This window comes from Ancylobacter novellus DSM 506 (genome assembly GCF_000092925.1).
Classification (GTDB): domain Bacteria; phylum Pseudomonadota; class Alphaproteobacteria; order Rhizobiales; family Xanthobacteraceae; genus Ancylobacter; species Ancylobacter novellus.
In genome coordinates this window covers 821683-846375 of record NC_014217.1, presented here as the reverse complement: position 1 = coordinate 846375, position 24693 = coordinate 821683, and the positions used below count along the sequence as shown (strand labels likewise).

General features: G+C 68.4%; 22 protein-coding genes. 14 read left to right on the top strand and 8 right to left on the bottom strand.

Going from position 1 to position 24693, the window contains the following annotated elements:
* Positions 1 to 162 precede the first annotated feature (162 nt).
* The gene (gene ku / locus SNOV_RS04090) at positions 163 to 969 is read right to left on the bottom strand and encodes a non-homologous end joining protein Ku (protein ID WP_013165648.1); all 807 of its coding nucleotides are present in this window, start codon (positions 967 to 969) and stop codon (positions 163 to 165) included.
* A gap of 222 nt (positions 970 to 1191) precedes the next feature.
* The gene (locus tag SNOV_RS04085) at positions 1192 to 2607 is read right to left on the bottom strand and encodes a helix-turn-helix domain-containing protein (protein WP_013165647.1); all 1416 of its coding nucleotides are present in this window, start codon (positions 2605 to 2607) and stop codon (positions 1192 to 1194) included.
* Positions 2608 to 2752: 145 nt separating this feature from the next.
* Here SNOV_RS04085 and SNOV_RS04080 point away from each other — a divergent pair, with 145 nt between their 5' ends.
* From SNOV_RS04080 to SNOV_RS04070, 3 genes are all read left to right on the top strand, one after another.
* The gene (locus SNOV_RS04080) at positions 2753 to 3001 is read left to right on the top strand and encodes a hypothetical protein (RefSeq protein ID WP_013165646.1); all 249 of its coding nucleotides are present in this window, start codon (positions 2753 to 2755) and stop codon (positions 2999 to 3001) included.
* 157 nt (positions 3002 to 3158) lie between these two features.
* Positions 3159 to 4457, top strand: a complete 1299-nt coding sequence (gene aceA, locus SNOV_RS04075; RefSeq protein WP_013165645.1) for an isocitrate lyase — start codon at positions 3159 to 3161, stop codon at positions 4455 to 4457.
* A gap of 468 nt (positions 4458 to 4925) precedes the next feature.
* Positions 4926 to 7103, top strand: a complete 2178-nt coding sequence (locus SNOV_RS04070; RefSeq protein WP_013165644.1) for a malate synthase G — start codon at positions 4926 to 4928, stop codon at positions 7101 to 7103.
* A gap of 69 nt (positions 7104 to 7172) precedes the next feature.
* Here the strand turns inward: SNOV_RS04070 and SNOV_RS04065 are convergent, their stop codons facing one another.
* Positions 7173 to 7784 (bottom strand): nitroreductase family protein, encoded by a 612-nt coding sequence (locus SNOV_RS04065; protein WP_013165643.1) that lies wholly within the window; start codon positions 7782 to 7784, stop codon positions 7173 to 7175.
* A gap of 164 nt (positions 7785 to 7948) precedes the next feature.
* Between SNOV_RS04065 and SNOV_RS04060 the strand changes: the two genes are divergently transcribed.
* Together SNOV_RS04060 and SNOV_RS04055 are read left to right on the top strand one after the other, a co-directional pair.
* Positions 7949 to 8269, top strand: a complete 321-nt coding sequence (locus SNOV_RS04060; RefSeq protein WP_013165642.1) for a GNAT family N-acetyltransferase — start codon at positions 7949 to 7951, stop codon at positions 8267 to 8269.
* Between the two features lie 322 nt (positions 8270 to 8591).
* The gene (locus tag SNOV_RS04055; protein ID WP_013165641.1) at positions 8592 to 11171 is read left to right on the top strand and encodes a DNA translocase FtsK; all 2580 of its coding nucleotides are present in this window, start codon (positions 8592 to 8594) and stop codon (positions 11169 to 11171) included.
* Positions 11172 to 11394: 223 nt separating this feature from the next.
* On the opposite strand, the gene SNOV_RS24025 is transcribed toward SNOV_RS04055, so the two are convergent.
* The 4 genes from SNOV_RS24025 to SNOV_RS04040 form a co-directional block, all read right to left on the bottom strand.
* Positions 11395 to 12030, bottom strand: coding sequence for a BBE domain-containing protein (locus SNOV_RS24025; RefSeq protein WP_244412859.1), 636 nt, complete (start codon positions 12028 to 12030; stop codon positions 11395 to 11397).
* Positions 12027 to 12893 carry an FAD-binding oxidoreductase gene (locus tag SNOV_RS24020; RefSeq protein WP_244412858.1) on the bottom strand — a complete coding sequence of 289 codons (867 nt, stop codon included), beginning with the start codon at positions 12891 to 12893 and terminating at the stop codon, positions 12027 to 12029. Before SNOV_RS24020 ends, SNOV_RS24025 begins: the two co-directional genes overlap by 4 nt.
* Positions 12894 to 12969: 76 nt before the next feature.
* Positions 12970 to 13335, bottom strand: a complete 366-nt coding sequence (locus SNOV_RS23345) for a hypothetical protein (protein ID WP_049785693.1) — start codon at positions 13333 to 13335, stop codon at positions 12970 to 12972.
* Entirely contained in the window at positions 13322 to 13855 is a 534-nt protein-coding gene (locus SNOV_RS04040) for an MgtC/SapB family protein (RefSeq protein ID WP_013165640.1), read from the bottom strand. Before SNOV_RS04040 ends, SNOV_RS23345 begins: the two co-directional genes overlap by 14 nt.
* A gap of 156 nt (positions 13856 to 14011) precedes the next feature.
* Here SNOV_RS04040 and SNOV_RS04035 point away from each other — a divergent pair, with 156 nt between their 5' ends.
* From SNOV_RS04035 to SNOV_RS04015, 6 genes are all read left to right on the top strand, one after another.
* A complete protein-coding gene (locus SNOV_RS04035; protein ID WP_013165639.1) occupies positions 14012 to 15472 on the top strand; it encodes an NAD-dependent succinate-semialdehyde dehydrogenase in 1461 nt (486 codons plus the stop codon).
* Positions 15473 to 15736: 264 nt separating this feature from the next.
* Entirely contained in the window at positions 15737 to 16561 is an 825-nt protein-coding gene (locus SNOV_RS04030; RefSeq protein ID WP_244412857.1) for an EamA family transporter, read from the top strand.
* 195 nt (positions 16562 to 16756) lie between these two features.
* Positions 16757 to 18073, top strand: a complete 1317-nt coding sequence (locus SNOV_RS04025; RefSeq protein ID WP_013165637.1) for an ATP-dependent DNA helicase — start codon at positions 16757 to 16759, stop codon at positions 18071 to 18073.
* A 65-nt stretch (positions 18074 to 18138) separates the two neighbouring features.
* A complete protein-coding gene (locus SNOV_RS23730; RefSeq protein WP_013165636.1) occupies positions 18139 to 18285 on the top strand; it encodes a hypothetical protein in 147 nt (48 codons plus the stop codon).
* A gap of 99 nt (positions 18286 to 18384) precedes the next feature.
* Positions 18385 to 18834, top strand: coding sequence for an RrF2 family transcriptional regulator (locus SNOV_RS04020; RefSeq protein ID WP_013165635.1), 450 nt, complete (start codon positions 18385 to 18387; stop codon positions 18832 to 18834).
* A 17-nt stretch (positions 18835 to 18851) separates the two neighbouring features.
* Positions 18852 to 19253, top strand: coding sequence for a methylglyoxal synthase (locus tag SNOV_RS04015; protein WP_013165634.1), 402 nt, complete (start codon positions 18852 to 18854; stop codon positions 19251 to 19253).
* Between the two features lie 122 nt (positions 19254 to 19375).
* Here SNOV_RS04015 and SNOV_RS04010 read toward each other — a convergent pair whose 3' ends face one another.
* A complete protein-coding gene (locus SNOV_RS04010; protein WP_013165633.1) occupies positions 19376 to 20614 on the bottom strand; it encodes an acyl-CoA dehydrogenase in 1239 nt (412 codons plus the stop codon).
* Positions 20615 to 20891: 277 nt separating this feature from the next.
* On the opposite strand from SNOV_RS04010, the gene SNOV_RS04005 reads away from it, so the two are divergent.
* The 3 genes from SNOV_RS04005 to SNOV_RS03995 all read left to right on the top strand — a co-directional run bounded on the left by SNOV_RS04005 (position 20892) and on the right by SNOV_RS03995 (position 24692).
* On the top strand, positions 20892 to 22490 hold the full coding sequence (locus tag SNOV_RS04005) for an ABC transporter substrate-binding protein (RefSeq protein WP_013165632.1): 1599 nt from the start codon (positions 20892 to 20894) through the stop codon (positions 22488 to 22490).
* A gap of 212 nt (positions 22491 to 22702) precedes the next feature.
* Positions 22703 to 23713 carry an ABC transporter permease subunit gene (locus tag SNOV_RS04000; protein ID WP_013165631.1) on the top strand — a complete coding sequence of 337 codons (1011 nt, stop codon included), beginning with the start codon at positions 22703 to 22705 and terminating at the stop codon, positions 23711 to 23713.
* Positions 23714 to 23786: 73 nt separating this feature from the next.
* The gene (locus SNOV_RS03995) at positions 23787 to 24692 is read left to right on the top strand and encodes an ABC transporter permease subunit (protein ID WP_417872110.1); all 906 of its coding nucleotides are present in this window, start codon (positions 23787 to 23789) and stop codon (positions 24690 to 24692) included.
* Position 24693 lies beyond the last annotated feature (1 nt).

Sequence of the window (24693 nt, the reverse complement as noted above, 5' to 3'; positions counted from 1 at the left end):
ACTTCGTCTCTCCTCGGGGAGAGGGATCGACGTCATGCCCGGGCTTGGCCCGGGCATCCACGACTTGCCGCTCGCACCAGGTCCCAAGACGTGGATGGCCGGAACAAGTCCGGCCATGACGTGCATCTTGTGGCGGCGGCATACGGATCAAAGCGGGGCCCCTTACTTCCGCGCCGCCCTCTCGGCGGCGAGGCTGCGCTTCAGCGCCTCGGTGATGGAGATGACGTTGCCGGCCGTGGGCTCCGGCTCGGCCTCCTTCACCTTCTTCGCCGGCGGGCGCTTGCGCTTCCTTGCGGCGATCAGCTTCTGCAGGTTCTCCTGCACGGGATCGTGCACCATGGACGGGTCCCAGTCGCGCACGCGCCGCTCGATCAGCGTGGTGATCAGGCCGAGCGAATCCTTGTCGACCTTCTGCGTACCGACCGCCTCGAAATATTCCTTCGGCTGGCGCACCTCGTCGCCATAGCGCAGGGTCCAGAGGACTATGCCCTTGCCGCGCGGCTCCAGCATCACCGCGCGCTCGCGGCGGTAGAGCACCAGCCGGGCGATGCCGTTCATGCCGGTCGCCTGCATCGCCTCGCGGATGACGGAGAACGCCTCCTCGCCCACCTCGTCGTCGGGCACGAGGAAGTGCGGCGTGTCGTACCAGAGCGACGCGATGGATTCCTTCGGCACGAACATGTCGATGTCGATGGTGCGGGTGCTCTCCAACGCCACCGCGTCGAGCTCGTCATCCTCCAAGAGGACGCTGCGGCCGGGCTCGATCTCGTAGCCCTTAACCTCGTCCTCGTCCTTCACCGGCCGGCGGGTCTCGGCGTCGACATAGCGCGCCTCGACCCGGTGGCCGGTGGCGCGGTTGAGCGTGTGGAAGCGCACCTTTTCCGATTCCGAGGTCGCCGGCGACATCGTCACCGGGCAGGTGACGAGCGAGAGCTTGAGATAGCCCTTCCAGAAGCTGCGCCGCGCCATGGTGACCTCCGATACCGTCACGGATCAACGGCCGAGCGTGGCCGGTGTTCCCGTGCGCCACTTCCGAAGCGTTGCCGATAGTACACCCTCATCCTGAGGTGCGAGTGCAGCGAGCCTCGAAGGATGCTCGTCCGGGTGCACGGTGGCGACCATCCTTCGAGGCCGCCTGCGGCGGCACCTCAGGATGAGGTTCATCGGTGGGAAAACGCTAGGTCGGCCCCCTCACGACAACCCCCGCCGCGCCGAGGCGTAGAAGGCTTCCGCCATGTCGGTCTCGTTCAGCGTGAAGCGGTGGTCGGTCGGCGGCTGGGCGCGCTGCTCGCAATCCATGCGCGGGCAGATGCGGCAGCCCACCCCGATCGGCACCGCCTGCGAGGGATCGTCGAGGTTCATGCCGTCGGAATAGACCATCTGCCGGGCATGGCCGATGTGGCAGCCGAGCCCGATGGAGAGGTGCCGGCGCGGCGCGCTGTGGCGGTGGCCGCCCTTGGTGATCGAGCGGGCGATGCAGAAATAGCGCTGGCCCTCCGGCATCTGGCTGATCTGCACGTTGATCCGCTCGGGATGCAGGAAGGCGGCATAGACGTTCCAGCGCGGGCAAGCGCCGGAATGGCGGGAGATGTGGATGCCCGACAGCGAGAAGCGCTTGGAGATGTTGCCGGCGATGTCGGTGCGCACGAGATGCAGCGGGATGCCGCTCATGCCCGGCCGCTGCAGCGTGGTCATGCGGTGGCAGACCTGCTCGAAGCTGGTGCGGAAGCGGCGCTGGATGCGCTCGACGTCGTAGCGCGTCTCCTGGCAGGCCTTGAAGAACGGCTCGTAGGGCATGACCAGCGCGCTCGCGAAATAGCTTGCCAGCGCGTTGCGGGTGAGCACCGGCGCGTCGGCGGCGAGGTTGCCGGCCTCGATCAGTTCGTCGATCTGCCGCGAGGCCGCGAGCAGGCCGAGCTGGTGGGCAACGGCGAACAGCGCGGATTCAGGTGGCAAAACCTCGGCGGTGATGAGCTCATGCGCCGCGGCATCGTAGCGCCGGGCGATGCCGGCCGGCAGCGAGGCCGAGCGCCAGTTCAGCCCGAACACGTTGAACAGATAGGTCTTCAGCCCGTACTCGAAGGAATCCGACGAGAAGTCGATGTCGTGGCGGATGCGCTCGGCGGCGGCCTCAAGCGTCGGGAAATAATTGGCGTTCTCCTGGATGAAGTCGGAGACCGCGTCGGTGGCGGGGTGATAGCCGACCTCGTCCTCGACCACTCCCTGCCGGCGGCTGGTCTCGCGCAGCGTCTTGTACTGGTCGTAAAGCCGCACCACCGCACGCCCGACGGAGGGGTTGGAGGCGGCGAGGTCGCGTATGTCCTGGTTGGTCAGCGCGTTCTCGGCGAACACGTCGTCGCTGAAAAGCTCCATCAGGTCGCCGACGAGGCGGGACTCGTCATTCTCCACCAATTCGCCCGGCTCGATGCCGAAATAGCCGGCGAGCTTCATCAGCAGCGGCACGGTTATGCGCCGGCGATTGTGCTCTATCAGGTTGAGATAACTCGCGGAAATGCCGAGCGCGACCGCGAGGTCGGCCTGCGAGACGCGCTTGGCGCGGCGCAGCCGCTGCACCCGGCTGCCTATGCGTGGCTCGGTGGCGAGCATGGCCCGATCCTTTGCTCGGTTTACAAAATCAGCCTGTCAACTTTACAAGCCTTATCAGCTTAACACACTGATATAGCTATATCTATTGCCTTTTCGTGTCGAGTGTTAAATCTTTACATGACAAACCTCGAAAGGAGGAATTGACATGATCGGCACCGAACGCACCGCCCCGCCTCCCGGCGAGGAAGAATTCGTCACCCTCATTGGCGGCGACGCCGAGGAGATCGGCCGCGCCTTCAAGGCGGAGGGCCTCGCCGCGCAGGACTTCACCGTGGTCCACCGCATCGGCCGCCATCGGCTGGCGGCGGCGCCGGGCCAGGACCTCGTGGCGCTGATCAGCGCGCTGCTCGACGGGCGGCTCGTCGCCGCCACCTATGCGCGCCGCTCCCGCTAGGCCGCGGACATGCCCGCAAGGCCGCGTTTCCGGCCGATCCGCTTCGAGGACGCCGCCGCGCGCCCCTCTCGCGCATCGGCTGGCGCGGGCGCCGTAACCTCCACGGCGCCCGCGCCCTCTTCCGCCCTTACCGACACACAAGCAGCAGGGAAGAACCATGCTGGACACGCTTCGCACCTCCACCCCCGACAGCTTCCCTGCTCCGGCCTGGGCGCCGGACCGCTGGAGCGGCATCCGCCGCAGCTACGGGCCCGCTGACGTCCGGCGCCTCTCTGGCTCGCTGCGCATCGAGCACACGCTCGCCCAGAACGGCGCCCGCCGCCTGTGGGAACTGCTGCAGACGCAGGACTTCGTGCCGACGCTCGGCACCTACACCGGCGCGCAGGCGATCCAGCAGGTGAAGGCGGGGCTGGAGGCGATCTACCTCTCCGGCTGGCAGGTCGCGGCCGATGCCAACTCGGCGGGCGACATGTATCCCGACCAGAGCCTCTACCCGGTCGACAGCGTCCCGGCGGTGGTCAAGCGCATCAACAAGGCGCTGATGCGCGCCGACCAGATCCAGACCATGGAGAAGGCGGACGGCGTCACCGGCCCGGAACTCGACTATTTCGTGCCGATCATCGCCGATGCCGAGGCCGGCTTCGGCGGCCAGCTCAACGCCTATGAGCTGACCAAGGCGCTGATCGACGCCGGAGCGGCGGCGGTCCATTTCGAGGACCAGCTGGCGTCGGAGAAGAAGTGCGGCCATCTCGGCGGCAAGGTTCTGGTGCCGACGCGCCAGTTCATCCGCACGCTCAACGCCGCGCGCCTCGCCGCGGATGTGGCCGGCGTGCCGACCGTCATCATGGCGCGCACCGATGCGGAATCGGCCCGGCTCATCACCTCGGACATCGATGAGACGGACCGGCCCTTCATCACCGGCGAGCGCACGGCCGAAGGCTTCTATCGCTACAATGGCGGCTTCGAAGCCGGCATCGCCCGCGCCGTCGCCTATGCGCCCTATGCCGACCTTCTGTGGTGCGAGACCTCGACCCCGAGCCTCGACGATGCCCGCCGCTTCGCCGAAGGCGTCCACAAGGCGCATCCGGGCAAGATGCTGGCCTATAACTGCTCGCCGTCCTTCAACTGGGCCAAGCATATGGACAAGGCGCAGATGAAGATCTTCCAGCGCGAGCTGGGGGCGATGGGCTACCGTTACCAGTTCATCACGCTGGCCGGCTTCCACAACCTCAACTACACGACCTTCGACCTCGCCCGCCGCTACCGCGAAGACGGCATGGCCGCCTATTCGCAGCTGCAGGAGGCGGAGTTCGCGGCGGAAAGCCGGGGCTTCACCGGCACCCGCCACCAGCGCGAGGTCGGCACCTCCTATTTCGACGCCATCGCCACCGTGCTCAGCGAAGGCACCAGCGCGACGACGGCGATGAAGGAATCGACCGAGACCGCACAGTTCTGAACGGCCTCCCGCGTCATCCCGGGCGGGATGAGGCGGGAGGAGAGCTTTGCCATCCCGGGGCGAAAGCTAGGCGCGCCGCACGACGGGTTGGGGTCAGACCCGGCCGCGCGGCCCCGGCGATCGCCGGGCGTCTCGGGGTGGCACCTTCATCAAGCGAGCCGGCGAAGTCGAAACATCCGGCTCTCTCGACGAGAAACCGGCGATTTTCCTGGGTGTTTTTGCAATGCGGCATGCCGCGGAGCTGGCAGGATACGGTCAACGTATCTGGTATTCTGTCGACCTGGAAAAACCGGATTAAGCCTGCGATATCATGCAGTTCTGCCATGCCGCAGACGCAGATGTCGGCCCTTGCTGAGGGGACGCGATCCGACTAAGTGCGGTATTGCGCCGCACCCATGTACGCCGCATAGCACAATCAGCCGGAGTCCGTTCGGGGCGGCCGGCCGCCAGTCGAAAAAAGGGAACGCCATGAGCCATACCGACGTCGCCGGCCTGAAGGTGGACACCGCGCTGTATGACTTCATCAATAATGAAGTCATACCAGACACGGGGGTCGTGGCCGCCGCCTTCTGGAATGGCTTTGCCGGGGTGGTCGGCACCTTCGCGCCGCGCAACGCCGAGCTGCTCGCGCGCCGCGACGAGTTGCAGGCGCAGATCGACGCCTGGCACCGCGCCCACCGCAACAAGCCGGTCGATCCCGTCGCCTACGAGGTGTTCCTGGCCGAGATCGGCTACCTGCTGCCGGAGCCCGAGCCCTTCGAGGTCGTCACCGCGAAGGTGGACGACGAGCTCGCCCGCATTCCCGGCCCGCAGCTCGTGGTGCCCGTCACCAATGCCCGCTACGCGCTGAACGCGGCGAATGCCCGCTGGGGCAGCCTCTATGACGCGCTCTATGGCACCGACGCCCTGCCCGAGGCCAATGGCGCCAGCCGCTCCAACGGCTTCAACCCCGTGCGCGCCCAGCGCGTGATCGAGCGCGCCCGCGCCTTCCTCGACGAGAGCGTGCCGCTCGCCGCCGGCAGTCATGCCGATGTCGCCGCCTATCGCGTCAACGAGGGCAAGCTGGTCGCCGAGCTGAAGAACGGCCGCACCATCGGCCTGAAGGACGCCAGCCAGTTCGCCGGCTCCAGCGGCGAGGCGGGCGCGCCCTCCTCCATCCTGCTGGTCAATAACGGCTTGCACATCGACGTGCTGATCGACCGCCACCACCGCATCGGCAAGACCGACCCGGCGGGCATCGCCGACATCGTCATCGAGGCGGCGGTCACCACCATCGTCGACTGCGAGGACAGCGTCGCGGCGGTCGATGCCGAGGACAAGGTGCTGGTCTATCGCAACTGGCTCGGCCTGATGAAGGGCACGCTCAGCGCCAGCTTCGCCAAGGGCCGCGAGACGGTGGAGCGTAGCCTCGCCGCCGACCGCCACTACACCGCCGCCGACGGCTCCACGCTCACCCTGCACGGGCGCAGCCTGATGCTGGTGCGCAATGTCGGCCAGCACATGATGACCGACGCGGTGCTGGACGCCGACGGCAACGAGATCCCCGAGACCGTTCTCGACGCGGCGGTCACCTCGCTGATCGCGCTGCACGACCTCAAGGGCACCGGCCGGCTGCGCAACAGCCGCACCGGCTCGGTCTACATCGTCAAGCCGAAGATGCACGGCCCGGACGAGGTCGCCTTCGCCTGCGAGCTGTTCGCCGCGGTCGAGAAGGTGCTCGGCCTCGAGACCAACACGCTGAAGATCGGCATCATGGACGAGGAGCGCCGCACCAGCGCCAACCTCTCCGCCGCCATCCGCGCCGCCCGCGAGCGCGTCGTCTTCATCAACACCGGCTTCCTCGACCGCACCGGCGACGAGATCCACACCTCGATCGAGGTGGGCCCGATGGTGCGCAAGAACGAGATGAAGGCGCAGGCCTGGATCAAGGCCTATGAGGACAACAACGTCGATGCGGGCCTCGAAGCCCATCTCGACGGCCACGGCCAGATCGGCAAGGGCATGTGGGCGATGCCCGACCGCATGGCCGACATGCTCCAGCAGAAGATCGCCCACCCGCTGGCCGGCGCCAACACCGCCTGGGTGCCCTCGCCGACCGCCGCCACGCTGCACGCGCTGCACTACCACAAGGTGGACGTGTTCAAGCGCCAGGAGGAGTTGCGTTTGCGTCCCCGCGCCTCGAAGCACGACCTGCTGACCATCCCGGTCGTCGACCGCGGCAATTGGGAGCCGGCGGCGGTGCAGGAGGAGCTCGACAACAACATCCAGGGCATCCTCGGCTATGTCGTGCGCTGGATCGACCAGGGCGTCGGCTGCTCCAAGGTGCCGGACATCCACGATGTCGGGCTGATGGAAGACCGCGCCACGCTGCGCATCTCCTCCCAGCACGTCGCCAACTGGCTGCTGCACGGCGTGGTCACCGAGGCGCAGGTCGAGGAGACGCTGCGCCGCATGGCCAAGGTCGTCGATGCGCAGAACGAGGGCGATCCGCTCTACGAGCCGATGGCCCCCGCCTATGACGGCGTCGCCTTCCGTGCCGCGCGCGACCTGGTCTTCGAGGGCCGCACGCAGCCCAACGGCTACACCGAGTTCATCCTGACCGCCCGCCGCCGCGAGGCCAAGCAGGCCCAGGCCGCGGCGGCCTGATCGCCCCTTCGAGGAAGCGCCAGAAGAGAGGCCGTCCCGGGCAGCCGGGGCGGCCTTCTGCTTTGAAGCTCACCCCGGCTTCGCCCAGCGCGTGACCAGTGCCTCCACCTCCGGGCGTGGGCGCTCCGCGGGCGGCTCTTTCGCCGTGCCGATATGGACGATGCCGGCGACGCGCTCGCCCTCGCCTACCCCGAGGATGCGCTGCGCCTCGTCGTTGGTCGCCGCCCAGCCCGTCACCCAGATGCCGGAAAAGCCGAGCGCCTGCGCGCCGTGCAGCAAATTGAGGCACACGGCGCCGGCCGACATCTCCTGCTCGACCACGGGGATCATCGTCTCGCGGTTCGGCCGGCTCACCACGACGATGGCCAGCGGCGCGGGGAAAAGCCGCGACATGATGCCGGCGAACTTCTCGCGCTTCTCCGGCGGCATCTGCGGGTTGCCAGCGCGATAGGCGTCGGCGAGAAGCGCGCCGATCTCGCCCCGTGCCTCGCGCTCGATCAGGATGAAGCGCCACGGCACCAGCATGGCATGGTCCGGAACGCGGGCGGCGATGGCGAGCAGCCGCCGCACCTCGTCGGCAGACGGACCGGGCTCGCACAGGCCCGCGGCGGGCACCGAACGGCGGGTCTCCAGCGCCGCGAGCAGATCGGCGTGCGGCAGGCGGCGTGTGTGTGCGGACATCGACGAGCCTTCCGGATGGATCCCCGCGCCCTATATCGGAGGCAGCCGATAAATTCACCCCACGCAATGAAGGGGGGCGACGCGGCGGCCGTTTTGGTCGACAATATCCCAATCGCGCCCGATACGATTTCACTCATAAACGCGGCGCACCCAAGGAGCAGATCATGAGCATGAACGGCGAAGTCCCGGTCCGCGACAACCGCGGAGCCGACCGCTTCGAGATCGAGCAGGATGGCCACCTCGCCGTCGCGCAGTACATACTCGCACCGGACCACATCATCTTCACCCACACGGAAGTCCCGCCCGAGCTCGGCGGCAAGGGCCTTGCCACCCGCCTCGTCGAGGCCGGGCTCGCCAGCGCCCGCCAGCGCGGCCTGTCGGTGATCCCGCGTTGCTCGGTGTTCGGCCGCTACATGATGAAGCACCCCGAGACGCACGACCTGATGGCGCCGGAAATCCGCGCCACGCTCGGCCTGCCGGTCTGAGAGCTCTCGCATCCGAACAACCTCATCCTGAGGTGCCCGGCCGGAAGGCCGGGCCTCGAAGGATGCTCGTTCGGGTGCGCTCAGACGACCATCCTTCGAGGCTCGCTGCGCTCGCACCTCAGGATGAGGACGCTTTGCTGGATAAGGGGTCGGACGGCGGCCGAAGGTTCCCGTAGCAACGACGCCACAGGCCGGGGAAAACCCGCTGCTCCATACCCTTCATTAACGCTGTGCTCCTAACCATGGAGCACGGCACGACGGCGCCCCCGAGGCACCGCGGGCCATAGGCCCAACGGCAGCAGCGGCAAAGGTTCTGGCGTCCATGCGTAATCCGGCGCGTCCCTCCGATCCCAAGGCGGACAAGGCTTCCACTACCGGGGAGCCGCCCCGCACGACGCACCAGTTCTCGCGGGCCAACCCACAGGTCACGCACGCCCCGCCGGCGCCCAAGGGTAAGAAGCCGGCGGTGGCGCCGACGATGGGTACGATGGTGCCGAGCTGGCTGCAGCCCTTCAGCATGCCGCCGAACACCCGCTTCACCCGCACGCCGGACTATCTGCTGCGCCAGCCGGCGCCGGAACCCGTGCCGGCGCTGCCCGAGCCCACAACCGCGACCGCGATCCCGCCGCGTCCCTCGCAGACGCCGGTGCTGCGCGTGCCGCCGCGCAAGCCGCCGCTCGGCGCCGTGCCGAAGGCGCTGATCGCCGCCCATGCCCGCCGTGCGCTCTCGGCCCAGCCGACCCCGGCCGATTTGAGCCCGGCCGACGTGACACCGTTCGACCCGCCGGCGGCGGAGATGCCCGCCGAGGCGCCGCGCTCGATCCGCCAGATCGCCGGCATGATCCAGCTCGGCTGGGACGTGCCGCCGGTGATGCCCGCGCCGCAGGACGAGCCGCCGGCCTGGATGCCGGAGGAGTTCGCCGCTGCCAACGATCCCGCCGAGGCGATGGAGGAGGCCGAGGAGGCCTATCTCGCCGAACAGGCTGGGAACGACCGCTTCGTCTCCTATGACGAGGACGAGGAGGCGGATTTCGCCGAGGCCTTCGGCGACGATTTCCCGGAGGAGGACGAGGAAGAAACCGACGTCGCCTTCGTCGCGCAGGCGATCGAGGCCGCGTCCGCGCCGCAGATCCCCGTCGTCGAGGCGCCCGCCGCCGTGCCGCCGGCCGCTTCCCTGCCCGGTTTCGGCTACAGCGTGACCCCGGCTGAGGTCTCCTTCTCCTGGCCGATGGTCGGCATGGTGCCCGCCCCGGCGCCCGAACCCGCGTCGGCTCCGGTTCCCGGCGTCGCGCCGGCACCCGTCCGCGCGCCCGAGCCCCCGAAGGCGGCGGCGCCGGTCGTCGCGCCTCGCCCGGCGCCTGCGCCGCGTCCCGCTCCCGTCGAGACCGCCGAATATGAGCTGCCGCCGCTGGAGCTTCTCACCGAAGTGCCGGCGAACGAGCCGGATTACGAGCTCTCGGCCGAGTTCCTCGACCGCAACTCGGTGAAGCTGCAGCAGGTGCTGCACGATTTCGGCGTGCGCGGCGAGATCATCGACGCCAATCCCGGCCCCGTCGTCACGCTCTACGAGCTGGAGCCGGCGCCCGGCATCAAGTCGAGCCGCGTCATCGGCCTCTCGGCCGACATCTCCCGCTCCATGAGCGCGCTCTCCGCCCGCGTCGCGGTGGTGGAAGGGCGCAACGTCATCGGCATCGAATTGCCCAACCAGCGCCGCGAGACGGTGTGGCTGCGCGAGATGCTGGCGAGCCACGAATTCGAGGGCGCCAAGGCCAAGCTCGGCATCGCGCTCGGCAAGACCATCGGCGGCGAGCCGGTGATCGTCGACCTCGCCCGCATGCCGCACCTCTTGGTCGCCGGCACCACCGGCTCGGGCAAGTCGGTCGCCATCAACACCATGATCCTGAGCCTGCTCTACCGGCACCGCCCGGATCAGTGCCGGCTGATCATGATCGACCCGAAGATGCTGGAACTCTCGGTCTATGAGGGCATCCCGCACCTCCTCACCCCCGTTGTCACCGACCCCAAGAAGGCGATCGTCGCCCTCAAATGGGCGGTGCGCGAGATGGAGGACCGCTACCGCAAGATGAGCCGCCTCGGCGTGCGCAACATCGACGGCTTCAACGCCCGCGTGGCGGAGGCCGCCGCCAAGGGTGAGATCATCACCCGCACGGTGCAGAAGGGCTTCGACCGCGAGACCGGCGAGGTCATCGAGGAGGAGGAGATCATGGATCTCGCTCCCCTGCCCTACATCGTGATCGTGGTCGACGAGATGGCCGACCTGATGATGGTCGCCGGCAAGGAGATCGAGGGCGCGATCCAGCGCCTCGCGCAGATGGCCCGCGCCGCCGGCATCCACCTGATCATGGCCACCCAGCGCCCCTCGGTCGACGTCATCACCGGCACCATCAAGGCCAACTTCCCGACCCGCATCTCCTTCCAGGTGACGTCGAAGATCGATTCACGCACGATTTTGGGCGAGATGGGCGCCGAGCAGCTGCTCGGCCAGGGCGACATGCTCTACATGGCCGGCGGCGGGCGCATCTCGCGCGTCCACGGTCCCTTCGTCTCGGACCAGGAAGTCGAGCGCGTCGTCGAGCACCTGAAATGCCAGGCGCGGCCGGAATATCTCGACGAGGTCACCGCCGAGGACGACGAGGAGCCGATCACTGAAGACGCAGCCGTCTTCGACAAGACCGAGATGGGCGCCGAGCCCGGCGACCTCTACGACCAGGCGGTCGCCGTGGTCATGCGCGACAAGAAGGCATCGACCTCCTACATCCAGCGCCGGCTGCAGATCGGCTACAACCGGGCCGCCTCGATCATGGAGCGGATGGAGAACGAGGGCATCGTCGGCCCCGCCAATCATGCCGGCAAGCGCGAGATCCTGCGGGACACGCGCTGAGCGCGCCGCCTGATTCCATCCTCCCCCATCCCCGGGCTTGACCCGGGGAACCAGCCTTTCGGCTTGCCCCGCAATGCACCGTCATCCTGAGGTGCGAGCGGAGCGAGCCTCGAAGGATGGTCGCTCAAGCGCACCCGGACGAGCATCCTTCGAGGCCCGGCCTCTGGCCGGGTACCTCAGGATGACGGTCATCAGTAGGAGTGCCTGACGACACGGCCCGCCGCTACAGCGACTGCTGGAAGTGGAAGACATTGTTCGGATCGACCGCGAGCTTCACCTGCATGAGGCGGTCGAGATTGGTGCCGTAATAGCGCCGGCGCCAGTCGCCGAGCGCCGGGTCGGGGAAGTTCACGAAGGCGCCTCGCCCGCCATGGCTGCCAAGCGTGGCAAAGAGCTCGTCCTGCCACTCGAAAGCCCGGCCCGTCACCTCGGGCCGCAGATTGTCGTCCTCGCTCCAGTTCGCCCCGACCACCGCCAGCCAGCGGGTCTGGCGATGCACGAAAGCGGTCTCGTCCGGCGCCTTCTCGTTGATCCGACCGCCCGTCTGGAAGAAGAATAGCGAGCTCTGTGCGCCGGTGCCGGGCCATTGCTGCAGGCGCTGGAATGAAGCCTCCAGGAAGGCGGCCGTGGGCGCCGCGGCCAGGAAAGCGGAGCGCTCGCGGTACCAGCCCGGCTCGCCGGCCTCGACGAGGAAGTCCTGCCCCTCCCAATAGGGCAGCTGCTTGATGTCGGTGAAGTCGGGCGCGGCGACGGCATAGACGGGGGCGAGCAGGCGCATCAGCTCGTCCTGGCTGCCGGCGAACTGGCCGAGCAGGGTCACCGGCACCTGCCGTCCCTGCTGCACCAGCGCCGGTGTCACCCCGCCAGGGCGATGCGCGAGCCGAAGGAGAGCGGCGCCATCTCGGCGGTGGTGAACAGCGCCTTGGCGACATCGAGCGTCTTGTCGCGCCAGACGATGCGGAAGACGGTGAGGCGCTCGTCGGCCGGCACGGTGCGTAGCGTAAAGGCGGTGCTGACCCCGAAAATACCGCCCCCGCCGCCGCGCAGCGCCCAGAACAGATCCGGCTCCCTGTCCGCCGAGACGTCACGCACCCGGCCGTCGGCGGTGACGATCTGGGCGCCCGTTAGCAGGTCGCAGCCGACGCCGAGCCGGCGCATGTTGAAGCCGATGCCGCCGCCGAGCAGGAAGCCGGCGACGCCCACGCTCGGGCAGCGGCCATGGGTGATCATCCGCCCCGCCTCGCGCAGCGCCGCGTAGACCTCGTGGTTCAGTGCGCCCGCCTCGACCCGCACCTGGCCGGTGGCGGCGTCGTAGTCGATGCCGTTCATCGGCGAGAGGTCGATCACCAGCCCGCGGCTGGAGGAATAACCGCCATAGGAATGCCCGCCGCCACGCAGCGCGAAGGGCACGTCGTAGTCGCGGCAGCAGCGCAGCACATCCGCCACCATCTGCGGCGAGGCGCAGGGCGCGATGCCCTCGGGCCGTATGTGGCGGTAGCGCAGATTGTTGGGCAGCGCCTCGTTGGCGAAGCGGGCGTCGGTCGGCCGCAGCAGTGCACCATTGGTGAGGCGGTTCAGGCTGTCCCAGCGGTCGGGCGCCGGGGGCAGCGGTGAGGAGGTCGTCGCCTCCTCGGCAAGGCCCGGACCGACCAGCGCGACGCCGGCGCTCGCCGCGCCGCCGACCAGCAAGGCACGACGGCTGAACGCCCCCGAACGATTCATCCTTCCCCCCCAATGCGAACAGGCCGGTACCGGCCTGCCGCATCTTCCCGTTTCATCGGCGCGGGGACAATGGGGATCAGGACATCAGCGCCGCCCAGACCGACAGCAGCGCGCCCATGGCGATGACCGCGCCCAGCAGCATGAAGGCGGCCCGCCGGTTGCGGCGGCGCCCGCCGGGCCAGGGGGTGGGTACCCTGCCGGGCAGGGTGTCGGGCGCCTGCCCGTCATAGGAGCGCGAACGCTCATCCGTCACCGCCGGGCCGCGGCGCGCATCGCCGCCGATCTCGGCGGCATGCGCCGTCGCGACGTCCTCGGGCGTCGGCGGCGTGCCGGCGGCCTCGTCATCGGTGCCAAGCGGCGCGGCGGCGGGATCATGGAACGGCACCTTGTCACCGGTGCGGCCCCGGTTGATGTCCTCGCGCAGGCGATCAACGGTCGGCATGCGTCGTCCCTCTTCCTTCCGGCTGCGGATGCCGGTTCTCGTCCGAGACCCGCGACCTCGGCTTCCGAGCCCGGCGCTCGATCACCCGCTCCAGCGGGTTCACCACCACCAGCAGCACCAGCGTGATGACCACGCCGAGCGCGATCAGGTGCCAGTCGCCGAGCGCGCAGGCGATGCCCAGCGCCGCCGTCACCCACACGGTGGCGGCCGTCGTCAGGCCGTGCACCTCCAGCGCCTCCGGGTCGCGCAGCACGACCCCGGCGCCGATGAAGCCGACCCCGGTGAGCACGCCCTGCAGGATGCCCTGCACCACGCGGCTCATGGCGTCGGGGTGCTGGGCGAGGTCGGTGACCCGGATCGCCGCGAGCGACACCAAAGTCGCGCCCATGCAGACCAGTCCGAGCGTGCGCATGCCCGTCGGCTTGCCCTTCAGGTCGCGGTTGATGCCGATCACCATGCCGATGACGGCGGCGGCGGCCAGGCGCAGCAGCGCGTCCACATCGGCATCGGTCAGGGTCATCGTCACCCTCGCACTCCGGCGCCGGATACCGGCGGCCTTCCCTCGTGAACGAGCGAGCCGGGCTCAGGTTCCCGCGTGGCAGGCCCCGACTGCCCCTTTTCGCGGCGCGCCGGCGGTATTAGGTATGGCCCACCCCCACGCCCGAAAGGTCCGGCCATGCAGTCCACCGTCTCCTATCCCGACGTCCTCCTCTTCATCGACGGCCAGTGGCGCGAGGGGCACGGGCATGACGGCGGCGCCGCCAGCCAGCCGATCGTCAACCCGGCGACCGAGGAGGTCATCGGCACGCTGGCGCATGCGAGCCGCGCCGACCTCGACGCCGCGCTCGTGGCCGCCGGGAAGGGCTTTTCCACCTGGCGCCACGTCGCCCCGCACGAGCGCTACAAGCTGATGCGCAAGGCGGCCGAGATCCTGCGCGAGCGGACCGAGGACATCGCCCGCATCATGACCATGGAGCAGGGCAAGCCGCTCCCCGAGGCGCGGCTGGAGACCCAGGCCGCCGCCGACATCATCGACTGGTTCGCCGAGGAAGGCCGCCGCCAATATGGCCGGCTGATCCCCGCCCGCGCGGCGGGCGTGCAGCAGATCGTCCACCGCGAGCCGGTCGGCGTGGTCGCCGCCTTCACGCCGTGGAACTTCCCGATCAACCAGGCGGTGCGCAAGATTTCCGCCGCGCTTGCCGCCGGCTGCTCGATCATCCTCAAGGGGCCGGAGGAGACCCCGGCGAGCTGCGCCGCGCTGGTGAAGGCCTATGAGGATGCCGGTCTGCCCAAGGGCGTGATCAACCTCGTCTTCGGCGTGCCGGCGGAAATCTCCAGCTACCTGATCCCGCACCCGATCGTGAAGAAGATCACCTTCACCGGCTCGACCGTGGTGGGCAAGCAGCTCGCCGCGCTCGCCGGTGCGCATATGAAGCGTGTCACCATGGAGCTCGGCGGCCATGCCCCGGCCGTGGTGTTCGAGGACGCCGACGTCGAGGTGGCGGTGAAGCTGCTCTCTGGCGCCAAGTTCCGCAATGCCGGGCAGGTCTGCGTCTCGCCGACGCGCTTCCTCGTGCATGAGGACATCTATTCGCGCTTCGTCGATGGCTTCACCGAGGCCGTGCAGGGCGTGAAGGTCGGCAACGGCCTCGAGGACGGCGTGCGCATGGGCCCGCTCGCCAATGCCCGCCGCGTCGAGGCGATGGAGGCGCTCACCGCCGACGCCGTCGCCAAGGGCGCGACCCTGCGCACCGGCGGCGCCCGCATCGGCAACAAGGGCTATTTCTTCCAGCCCACCGTGCTGACCGACCTGCCGGCCGACGCCCGCATCCTCAACGAGGAGCCCTTCGGGCCGATCGTGCCGATCATGCCGTTCTCCTCCACCGAGGCGGTGATCGAGGAGGCGAACCGCCTGCCCTACGGCCTCGCCGCCTATGCCTACACCACCTCCGGCACCCGCGCCGACGAGTTCGCCCGCCGGGTCGAGAGCGGCATGGTGTCGATCAACCATCACGGCCTCGCCCTGCCCGAGGTGCCGTTCGGCGGCATCAAGGATTCCGGCTACGGCTCGGAAGGCGGCACCGAGGCGATGGAAGCCTATGTGAACACCAAGTTCGTCACCCAGCTCGGCGTGTGAGGCGGGGCCGCCCCTCGAAGGCGGCCGCTCCCTCGTCGAACGTCATGCCCGGGCTCGGCCCGGGCATCCACGCCTTGATCAGCGCATGCGAAAAGTCGCGGATTCCCGGGCCAAGCCCGGGGATGACGGCGTGCCGGATCGTCCGGGGCGACGCAGGAAATAAGCGGCGCGCCGCGACCTTCTCCGGCTAAGCTTCCAACGAACGTAGCGATTCACGAATCGCCCCCTCAAGCCTATCCCGCATCCATGGAACCCCACGTCTTCATGGCGGTGATCGCCGGCGCCGCCATGCATGCGGGCTGGAACGCCGTCCTCAAGATCAGGCTCGATCCCTTCCTCGCGGTGGTGCTGGTCAACGCCGCCTGCGGCGTCATCGCCCTGCCGATCGCGCTCTATCTTGGCCTGCCGGAGCTGCATGTCTGGCCGTGGATCATCGCCGCCCTGCTGCTCCACGTCGTCTACTACCTGACGCTGACCGGCGCCTACCGGCGCGCCGACATGGGGCTTGTCTACCCCATCGCCCGCGGCAGCGCACCGCTGCTCACCACCATCCTGTCGGTGACGCTGATCGGCGAGGCGATCGACCTGCAGGCCTTCCTCGGCGTGGTGCTGCTGGCCTTCGGCATCCTCACCATCGCCTGGCGCCGGCGCGGCGCCGCCGCCTTCGACCGCACGGCGCTACGCCTCGCGCTGATCTGCGGCCTCACCATCACCGGCTTCACGCTGGTGGACGGCATGGGCGCGCGCGCCGCCGCCAGCCCGCACCTCTACGCCGCCTGGCTGTTCGTGCTGGACGGCGTCACCGTCACCGCCCTCGGCCTCGCCTGGAAGGGGCGGCGGGCGATCGCCTCGACGCTATCCTTCGTCGGCCCGGGCGTCGCGGGCGCGGCAATGTCGCTCACCTCCTACTGGATCGCCGTCTGGGCGATGACCAAGGCGCCGATCGGCCTTGTCGCCGCCGTGCGCGAATCCAGCGTGCTGTTCGGCGCGGCGATCGCGGTGATCGTGCTGCACGAGCCGCTGAGGCGCGAGCGCATCGTCGCCGCCGTGCTGATCGTCATCGGGCTGGTGCTGATCAAGACGCATTGAATATCGTCAAGAGGATTGGTCGGACGCGATCCGCTCGCACGCCGTCATGGCCGGGCTTGACCCGGCCATCCACGTCTTCGGAAACGCCGCGCGACCGGCCCAAGTCGTGGATCCCCGGGCCAAGCCCGGGGATGACGGTCCACGGAAGCCCTCCCAACATTCGCCCTGCCCTCCCTCCTGTGCTCCATTGCGCCGATGAACGCCAAGCCGAGCCTGCCGATTCGACCCGCCGTGCCCGACGATGCCTTCGCCGGGCCGCTGGCGAAGGTGCGCGAGGGCGCGCCCATCGTCATGGTTCTGGGCGGCGCCGGCACGGGGAAGACCACCTTCCTGCACGCGCTTCGGCGCCACGGCGGCGGGCGGCAGGCCTTCCTGGCGCCGACCGGCGTCGCGGCGCTGCAGCTCGGCGGGCAGACCATCCATTCCTTCTTCGGCCTGCCGCCGCGCCTCGTCGATCCCGACCAGGTCAAGCCGCGCTCGCCGAAGCGCACTCTGATGAAGAAGCTGGAGCGCCTCGTCATCGACGAGGTGTCGATGGTGCGCGCCGACGTGCTGGACGCGGTCGACCGCTGCCTGCGTATCGCCCGCGGCGATCCGGCGCCCTTCGGCGGGGTGCAGGTGGTGCTCGTCGGCGACTTCCTGCAATTGCCGCCCGTCGTGCCGCAAACCGAGCGCGAGATCCTCGGCCATCTCGGCTATGAGGGTCCCTTCGCCTTCGATGCCCGCGTGCTGCGGGAAGTGGAGCCGGCCCGGCTGCCGTTCCTGCAGGTGCACCGCCAGACCGACAGCTATTTCGTCTCCCACCTCGCGTCGCTGCGGTCGGGCCGCTACGTCCACGAGGCCGTCGCGGCGATCAACGAAGCCTCCTTCGGCGAGCACCGGCCGGGCCGCATCCCGGTGGTGCTGGCGCCGACGAACATGCGTGTCGACGCCTACAACCAACGCGGCCTCTCGGCGCTGGCCGACGACGGGCGCGTCTATGAGGGCAAGAGCGAGGGCGAGTTCGACCTCGCCAATGACCGGCTGCCCGTCCCCGAGACGCTGGTGCTGAAGGTAGGCGCCCGCGTCATGACGGTGCGCAACGATCCCGAGAAGCAGTGGGTCAACGGCTCGGTCGGCACCATCACCGGGCTGGCGCATGACCGCGCCTATGTGCGGCTCGACGGCGCCGGCCTCGTCGAGATCGAGCGCACCAGTTGGGAGCGCATCCGCTACGACTGGGACGAGACGACTGGAAAGGTCGCCGCCAAGGTGGTCGGCACCTATACCCAGCTTCCCCTCGTCCCGGCTTGGGCGGTGACGGTGCACAAGGCGCAGGGCCTGACGCTGGACGACGTGCGCATCGATTTCGACAGCGGCGCCTTCGCGGCGGGTCAGGCCTATGTCGCGCTCTCCCGCGCCCGCTCGCTGGAGGGGCTGTCGCTGGTGCGGCCGCTGCGCACCTCCGACATCCGCATCGACCGCCGCGTCGCCGCCTTTACCGCCGCCTTCGAGGCCGCGGCGCTGAGCTGAGCGCGCCTTCCTTTACAAAATCCCACATTGTTTATAGATTATCCTCTTCACTCGGAGAGGAACCGATGAGAGAGGCCGGCGCCCGCCGCTATCGTGACAAGCTGTTGTTCGCGCTCGCTTATGCCGCGATCATCGGCGCGGTCCTCTTTGCCCATCCGTTCGGCCAAGGGCCGTCCGCACCGCAGGTCGCCGCCGTGGAGGCCGCACGCTGAGATTCGCCTTCTGGTGAAAATCCGGCTGATCTACCATCTATATGGCATGCTGCCGGCGGGAGATTCGCTTCCGCCGCGCGCCGGGATTTTTGAACGGACATGCTGACCAACAAGGGCAAGTACGGCCTGAAGGCGATGCTTTATCTGGCGCGGATCGAGCCGGGCTCGAGCGCCATGGGCCAGGAGATCGCCACCGCGAACAACATCCCCAAGAAGTTCCTCGACGCCATCCTGCTCGAACTGCGCAATGCCGGCATGCTGCGCTCGAAGAAGGGGCCGGGCGGCGGCTATGCGCTGGCCAAGACCCCGCGCGAGATTCGCATCGGCCACATCATCCGCACCCTCGACGGCCCCCTCGCCCCGATCAGTTGCGCGAGCAAGAGCGCCTATGTGCCGTGCCAGGACTGCGAGGACCTCGCCACCTGCTCGGTGCGCATCACCATGAGCAAGGTGCGCGACGCCATGTCGGAGATCCTCGACGGCATGTCGCTGCAGGACATGATCGTGTTCGCCGACACACCCGACGCCGACCTGATGTACAACATCTGACGCATGACGAGCCGCGCATGACCCTTGGCGAATCCCTCGGGCCGGGCCTGCTCGGCCTCGTCGCCCATGACAGCAAGAAGGACGAGATGGTGGCGTGGGCGATCGCCCACCGCCATGTCCTCGCCCGCTTCCAGATCGTCGCCACCGGCACCACCGGCGGGCGCATCCTCGAAGCCTGTCCCGAATTGCGGCTCACCCGGCTGAAGAGCGGCCCGCTCGGCGGCGACCAGCAGATCGGCGCGCTGATCGCCGAGAACCGCGTGCGGGCGCTGGTGTTCTTCGTCGACCCGCTCACCGCCCAGCCGCACGATGTCGACGTCAAGGCGCTGATGCGGGTGGCGCTGGTCTACGACATCCCCCTCGCCATGAACCCCGCCACCGCGCAGATGCTGATCGCTGCGCTGGCGGCGGAGGGTTAGGCGACCTCCCGCACTCACACCGTCATGGCCGGGATCGACCCGGCCATCCACGTCTTTCCGGTGCGCGAAGAAGCGTGGATCCCCGGGTCAAGCCCAGGGATGACAACCCTGTTCGAGCCCCCTCAGAAGAACGCCTGGTGCCCGGTGATCGCGCGGCCGAGGATCAGCGCGTGGATGTCGTGCGTGCCCTCATAGGTGTTGACCGTCTCGAGGTTCACCATGTGGCGCATCACCGGGAACTCGGCGGAGATGCCGTTGCCGCCGTGCATGTCGCGGGCGAGGCGGGCGATGTCGAGCGCCTTGCCGCAATTGTTGCGCTTCAGCATGGAGATGGCCTCGACGGGGAGTTGCCCCTCGTCGAACAGCCGCCCGGCGCGCAAAGCGAGCTGGAGCCCGAGCGCAATCTCGGTCGCCATGTCGGCGAGCTTCTTCTGGATGAGCTGCGTCGCCGCCAGCGGCTTGCCGAACTGCTTGCGGTCGAGCGTGTACTGCCGCGCCGAGGCGTAGCAGGCTTCCGCCGCGCCGATCGTGCCCCAGCCGATGCCGAAGCGCGCGCGGTTGAGGCAGCCGAACGGCCCCTTCAGCCCCGAGGCGCCCGGCAGCAGGCTCTCCTCCGGCACCTCGACGCCGTCGAGCACGATCTCGCCGGTGATGGAGGCGCGAAGCGACAGCTTGTTCTCGATCTTCGGCGTCGAGAAGCCCTTGGCGCCGCGCTCGACCAGGAAGCCGCGAATGTCGTTGTCATGCGCCGCGGACTTCGCCCACACCACCGCCACGTCGGCGATGGGCGAGTTGGTGATCCACATCTTCGAGCCGGTCAGCCTGTAGCCGCCGTCGATCTTCTCGGCGCGGGTGCGCATGCCGGCGGGGTCGGAGCCGGCATCCGGCTCGGTCAGGCCGAAGCAGCCGATCCATTCGCCGGTGGCGAGTTTCGGCAGAAACCTCTTTTTCTGCGCCTCGGTGCCATAGGCGTTGATCGGGTGCATGACGAGCGAGGACTGCACGCTCATCGCCGAGCGGTAACCCGAATCGACCCGTTCCACCTCGCGCGCCACCAGCCCGTAGGACACGTAGCCGAGGCCGGCGCCGCCATATTCCTCGGGAATGGTGGGGCCGAGCAGGCCGAGCTCGCCCATCTCGTTCATGATCTCGCGGTCGAAGCGCTCCTCCATGAAGGCGGAGGTTACGCGCGGCGCCAGCTTCTCCTGCGCATAGTCGCGCGCGGTGTCGCGCACCAGCCGCTCCTCCTCGGTAAGCTGCCCGTCGAGATGGAACGGATCGCTCCAGTCGAAGCTGGCCCGGACGGATTTGGCGGAAGCCGCCGGGGCGGCGGCGAGAGCTGTGGACGGCGCGGCACTCATGAGACGTCTCCCGAACGGCACGGCGACATGACCCGACGATGGCGCCGGCCCGACGGTCTTACAACTTCGCACGACGGCGTGCATCCCGGCGCGTGAAACAACCCGCCGTAGCGCCCCTACTCCCGTACGTCATGCGACTTAGGTCGGGGGGGTAAGTGTCATTGCGCAATTTTCTGAACCGTGTTTGAGTGCGTCACAGGACCGCGGCGATCAAACAATAGGCCGGCCCACGCAATGGGCACGCCACGCCCGCGCTGTCCGTTAGAGGGGACTTTTCATGTCGGTCATCACTACCAAAGTGGCCTTGGCGGCTGCCATGCTCACGGCATTCGCCGCGCCCGCCTTCGCCGCCAAAACGCTCGTCTACTGCTCGGAAGGCAGCCCGGAGAACTTCACTCCGGCACTCAATACCACCGGCACCAGCTTCGATGCCGCCCGCCCTGTCTACAATCAGCTCGTCGAGTTCGAGCGCGGCTCCACCAAGGTGGTGCCCGGCCTCGCCGAGAGCTGGACGGTGAGCGACGACGGCAAGGAAATCACCTTCAAGCTGCGCAAGGGGGTGAAGTTCCACTCCGGCGTCAACGGCTTCACGCCGACCCGCGACTTCAACGCCGACGACGTTATCTTCACCTTCGACCGCATGTGGAAGCCGGACAATCCGTACCACAAGGTCACCGGCGGCGCTTACGACTACTTCAACGACATGGGCATGCCCGACCTGCTCGCCAGCATCGACAAGGTCGACGACCACACGGTGAAGTTCGTGCTCAAGGGGCCGAACGCGCCCATGCTGGCGAACCTCGCCATGGACTTCGCCACCGTCCATTCGAAGGAATATGCCGACTTCCTGCTGAAGAAGGGCACCCCCGAGCAGTTCGACCAGATTCCGGTCGGCACCGGCCCGTTCTCCTTCGTCGCCTACCAGAAGGACGCGGTGATCCGCTACAAGGCCAACCCGGCCTATTTCGAGGGCAAGCCGGCGCTCGACAACCTCGTCTACGCCATCACCCCCGACCCGACCGCGCGCTACGCCAAGCTGAAGAAGGGCGAGTGCCATGTGATGATCGCGCCGAACCCGGCCGACATCGCCGGCATGAAGACCGATCCCGCGGTCAACCTGCTCTCGCAGCCGGGCCTCAACATCGCCTACTGGGCGTTCAACGTCGAGAAGCCCCCCTTCGACAAGAAGGAGGTCCGCCAGGCCTTCAACATGGCGATCGACAAGGGTGCGATCATCAAGGACGTCTACCAGGGCGCCGGCCAGGCGGCGATCAACCCGATCCCGCCGACCATCTGGTCCTACAACAAGGACGTGAAGGACTACCCCTACGATCCCGAGAAGGCCAAGAAGATGCTGGCCGACGCGGGCGTGAAGACCCCGCTCGACATCGACCTGTGGTGGATGCCGGTGCAGCGCCCCTACAACCCGAACGCCAAGCGCATCGCCGAGATGATGCAGGCCGACCTCGCCAAGCTCGGCATCAATGCCAAGCTCGTCTCCTATGAGTGGGGCGAGTACCGCAAGCGCATGCAGGAAGGCGAGCACATGACCGGCCAGCTCGGCTGGACCGGCGACAATGGCGACCCGGACAACTTCTTCTTCCTGCTCGGCTGCCCCGCCGCGCGCAAGGGCGGCCAGAACCTCGCCAAGTGGTGCAACAAGGACTTCGACGCGCTGATCGAGAAGGCCAAGACCATCTCCGACACCGCCGAGCGCACCAAGCTCTATGAGCAGGCGCAGGTGATCTTCAAGGAAGATGCGCCCTGGTTCACCATCGCCCACTCGGTGGTCTACGAGCCGACCCGCAAGGAAGTGGTCGACTACAAGGTCAGCCCCTTCGGCCGCCACGAGTTCTACGGCGTCGATCTGAAGTGAGCCAGCCGGTGCCGGCGGAGGGAGCGCTCCGCCGGCACCGTGCGTTTTGGAAACTGCCGCCGGGCCGCTGCCTTTGAGCAGGACGGCCCGTGCCGCACACGGGAGCGCGGCTTGTGCCGCCTCCGACCGACACCCTTCCCCACCGCCGTGCAGAGCCGTGTTCCGTCGGAACCGTCCGCGCGCGGGGGAGGCTGTCCGAGCCCGGGATCTCGATGCTCCGATTCTTTTTCCGCCGCGTCGCGCTGACGCTGCCGACCTTCGTGGCGCTGATGTTCGTCACCTTCGTCGCCGTCCGCCTCGTGCCCGGCGACCCCATCGAGGCGCGCACCGGCGAGCGCGGCATCGCGCCCGAGCGCCTCGCCCAGCTGCGCCACGAGCTCGGCCTCGACCAGCCGGTGTGGCAGCAGTTCCTCGACTACGCCAACGGCCTGCTGCACGGCGATTTCGGCGTCTCCATCGTCACCAAGACGCCGGTGCTGCACGAGTTCCTCGTGCTGTTCCCGGCGACGCTGGAACTGTCCATCTGCGCGCTGCTCTTCGCCGTGGTGCTCGGCATCCCGGCGGGCGTGCTGGCGGCGGTGAAGCGCGGCAGCATCTTCGACCACACGGTGATGACGGCGGCGCTGGCCGGCTATTCCATGCCGATCTTCTGGTGGGGCCTGCTGCTCATCATGTTCATGTCGGAATATCTCGGGCTGACGCCGGTCTCCGGCCGCATGGACCTGATCAACTACTATTTCGAGCCGGTCACCGGCTTCATGCTGATCGACAGCCTGCTCTCCGACCAGGAAGGCGCCTTCGGCGCGGCGGTGGCGCATCTCATCCTGCCCTCCATCGTGCTCGGCACGATTCCCCTCGCGGTGATCGCCCGCATGACCCGCTCCTCCATGCTGGAGGTGCTGGGCGAGGACTATGTGCGCACCGCCCGCGCCAAGGGCCTCGCGCCGCTGCGGGTCGTCGGCCTGCACGCGCTGCGCAATGCGCTGATCCCGGTCGTCACGGTGATCGGCCTGCAGACCGGCACGCTGCTCGCCGGCGCCGTGCTCACCGAGACCATCTTCGCCTGGCCGGGCGTCGGCAAATGGCTGATCGAATCGATCGCCCGCCGCGACTACCCGGCGCTGCAGGGCGGCATCATGCTGATCTCCGCCATCGTCATCCTCGTCAATCTCATCGTCGACCTGCTCTACGTCGCGATCAATCCGAGGATCCGTCATGGCTGAGGAGACCGCGATCGACGATCCGATGCCGACCGGCCCGGCGCAACTGGTGCTCGACCCCGACACCGAAGGCACGATTTCGGCTACCGCGGTCATCGCCGCCGCCGAGACGGTGCCGCCGGAGATCACGCCGCTGCGGGCCTTCTGGTCCGCCTTCAGCGAGAACCGCGGCGCGGTGCTCGGCCTGATGGTGGTGGTCTTCATCGCCCTGCTGGCGATCTTCGCGCCCCTCATCGCCCCGCATGCGCCGGCCGAGCAGTTCCGGCAATTCGTGCGGCAGCCGCCGGTCTGGGCCGGCGGCACATGGGCGTTCCCCTTCGGCACCGATGCGCTTGGACGCGACGTGCTCTCGCGCCTGATCTACGGCGCGCGCATCTCGCTCGGCATCGGCCTCTCCGTGATGCTGGTGTCGGTGGCGCTCGGCATCGTGCTCGGTCTCGCCGCCGCCTTCATGCGCGGCATCGTCGAGGTGGTGGTGATGCGCATCATGGACCTCGTGGTGGCGATCCCGAGCCTGGTGCTCGCCATCCTCGTCGTCGCCGTGCTCGGCCCGAGCCTGCTCAACACCATCGTGGCGGTGACCGTCGTCTACCTGCCCCGCTATGTGCGCCTCGTGCGCGCCGCCGCCATCGCCGAACTGTCGAAGGAATATGTCGTCGCCGCGCAGGTGGCGGGCGTCGGCAAGATCCGGCTGATGTTCGTCACCGTGCTGCCGAACTGCCTGGCGCCGCTGATCGTGCAGGCGGCGCTCGGTATCTCCGACGCGATCCTCGAGGCCGCCGCGCTCGGCTTCCTCGGCCTCGGCGCCCAGCCGCCGACGCCGGAATGGGGCGCGATGCTGGCGGATTCGCGCGAGTTCATCCGCTCGGCGCCGTGGATCGTCACCCTGCCCGGCCTCGCCATCCTCGTCACCGTGGTCGCCATCAACCTGATGGGCGACGGCCTGCGCGACGCGCTCGACCCGAAGCTGCGGAGGAGCTGAG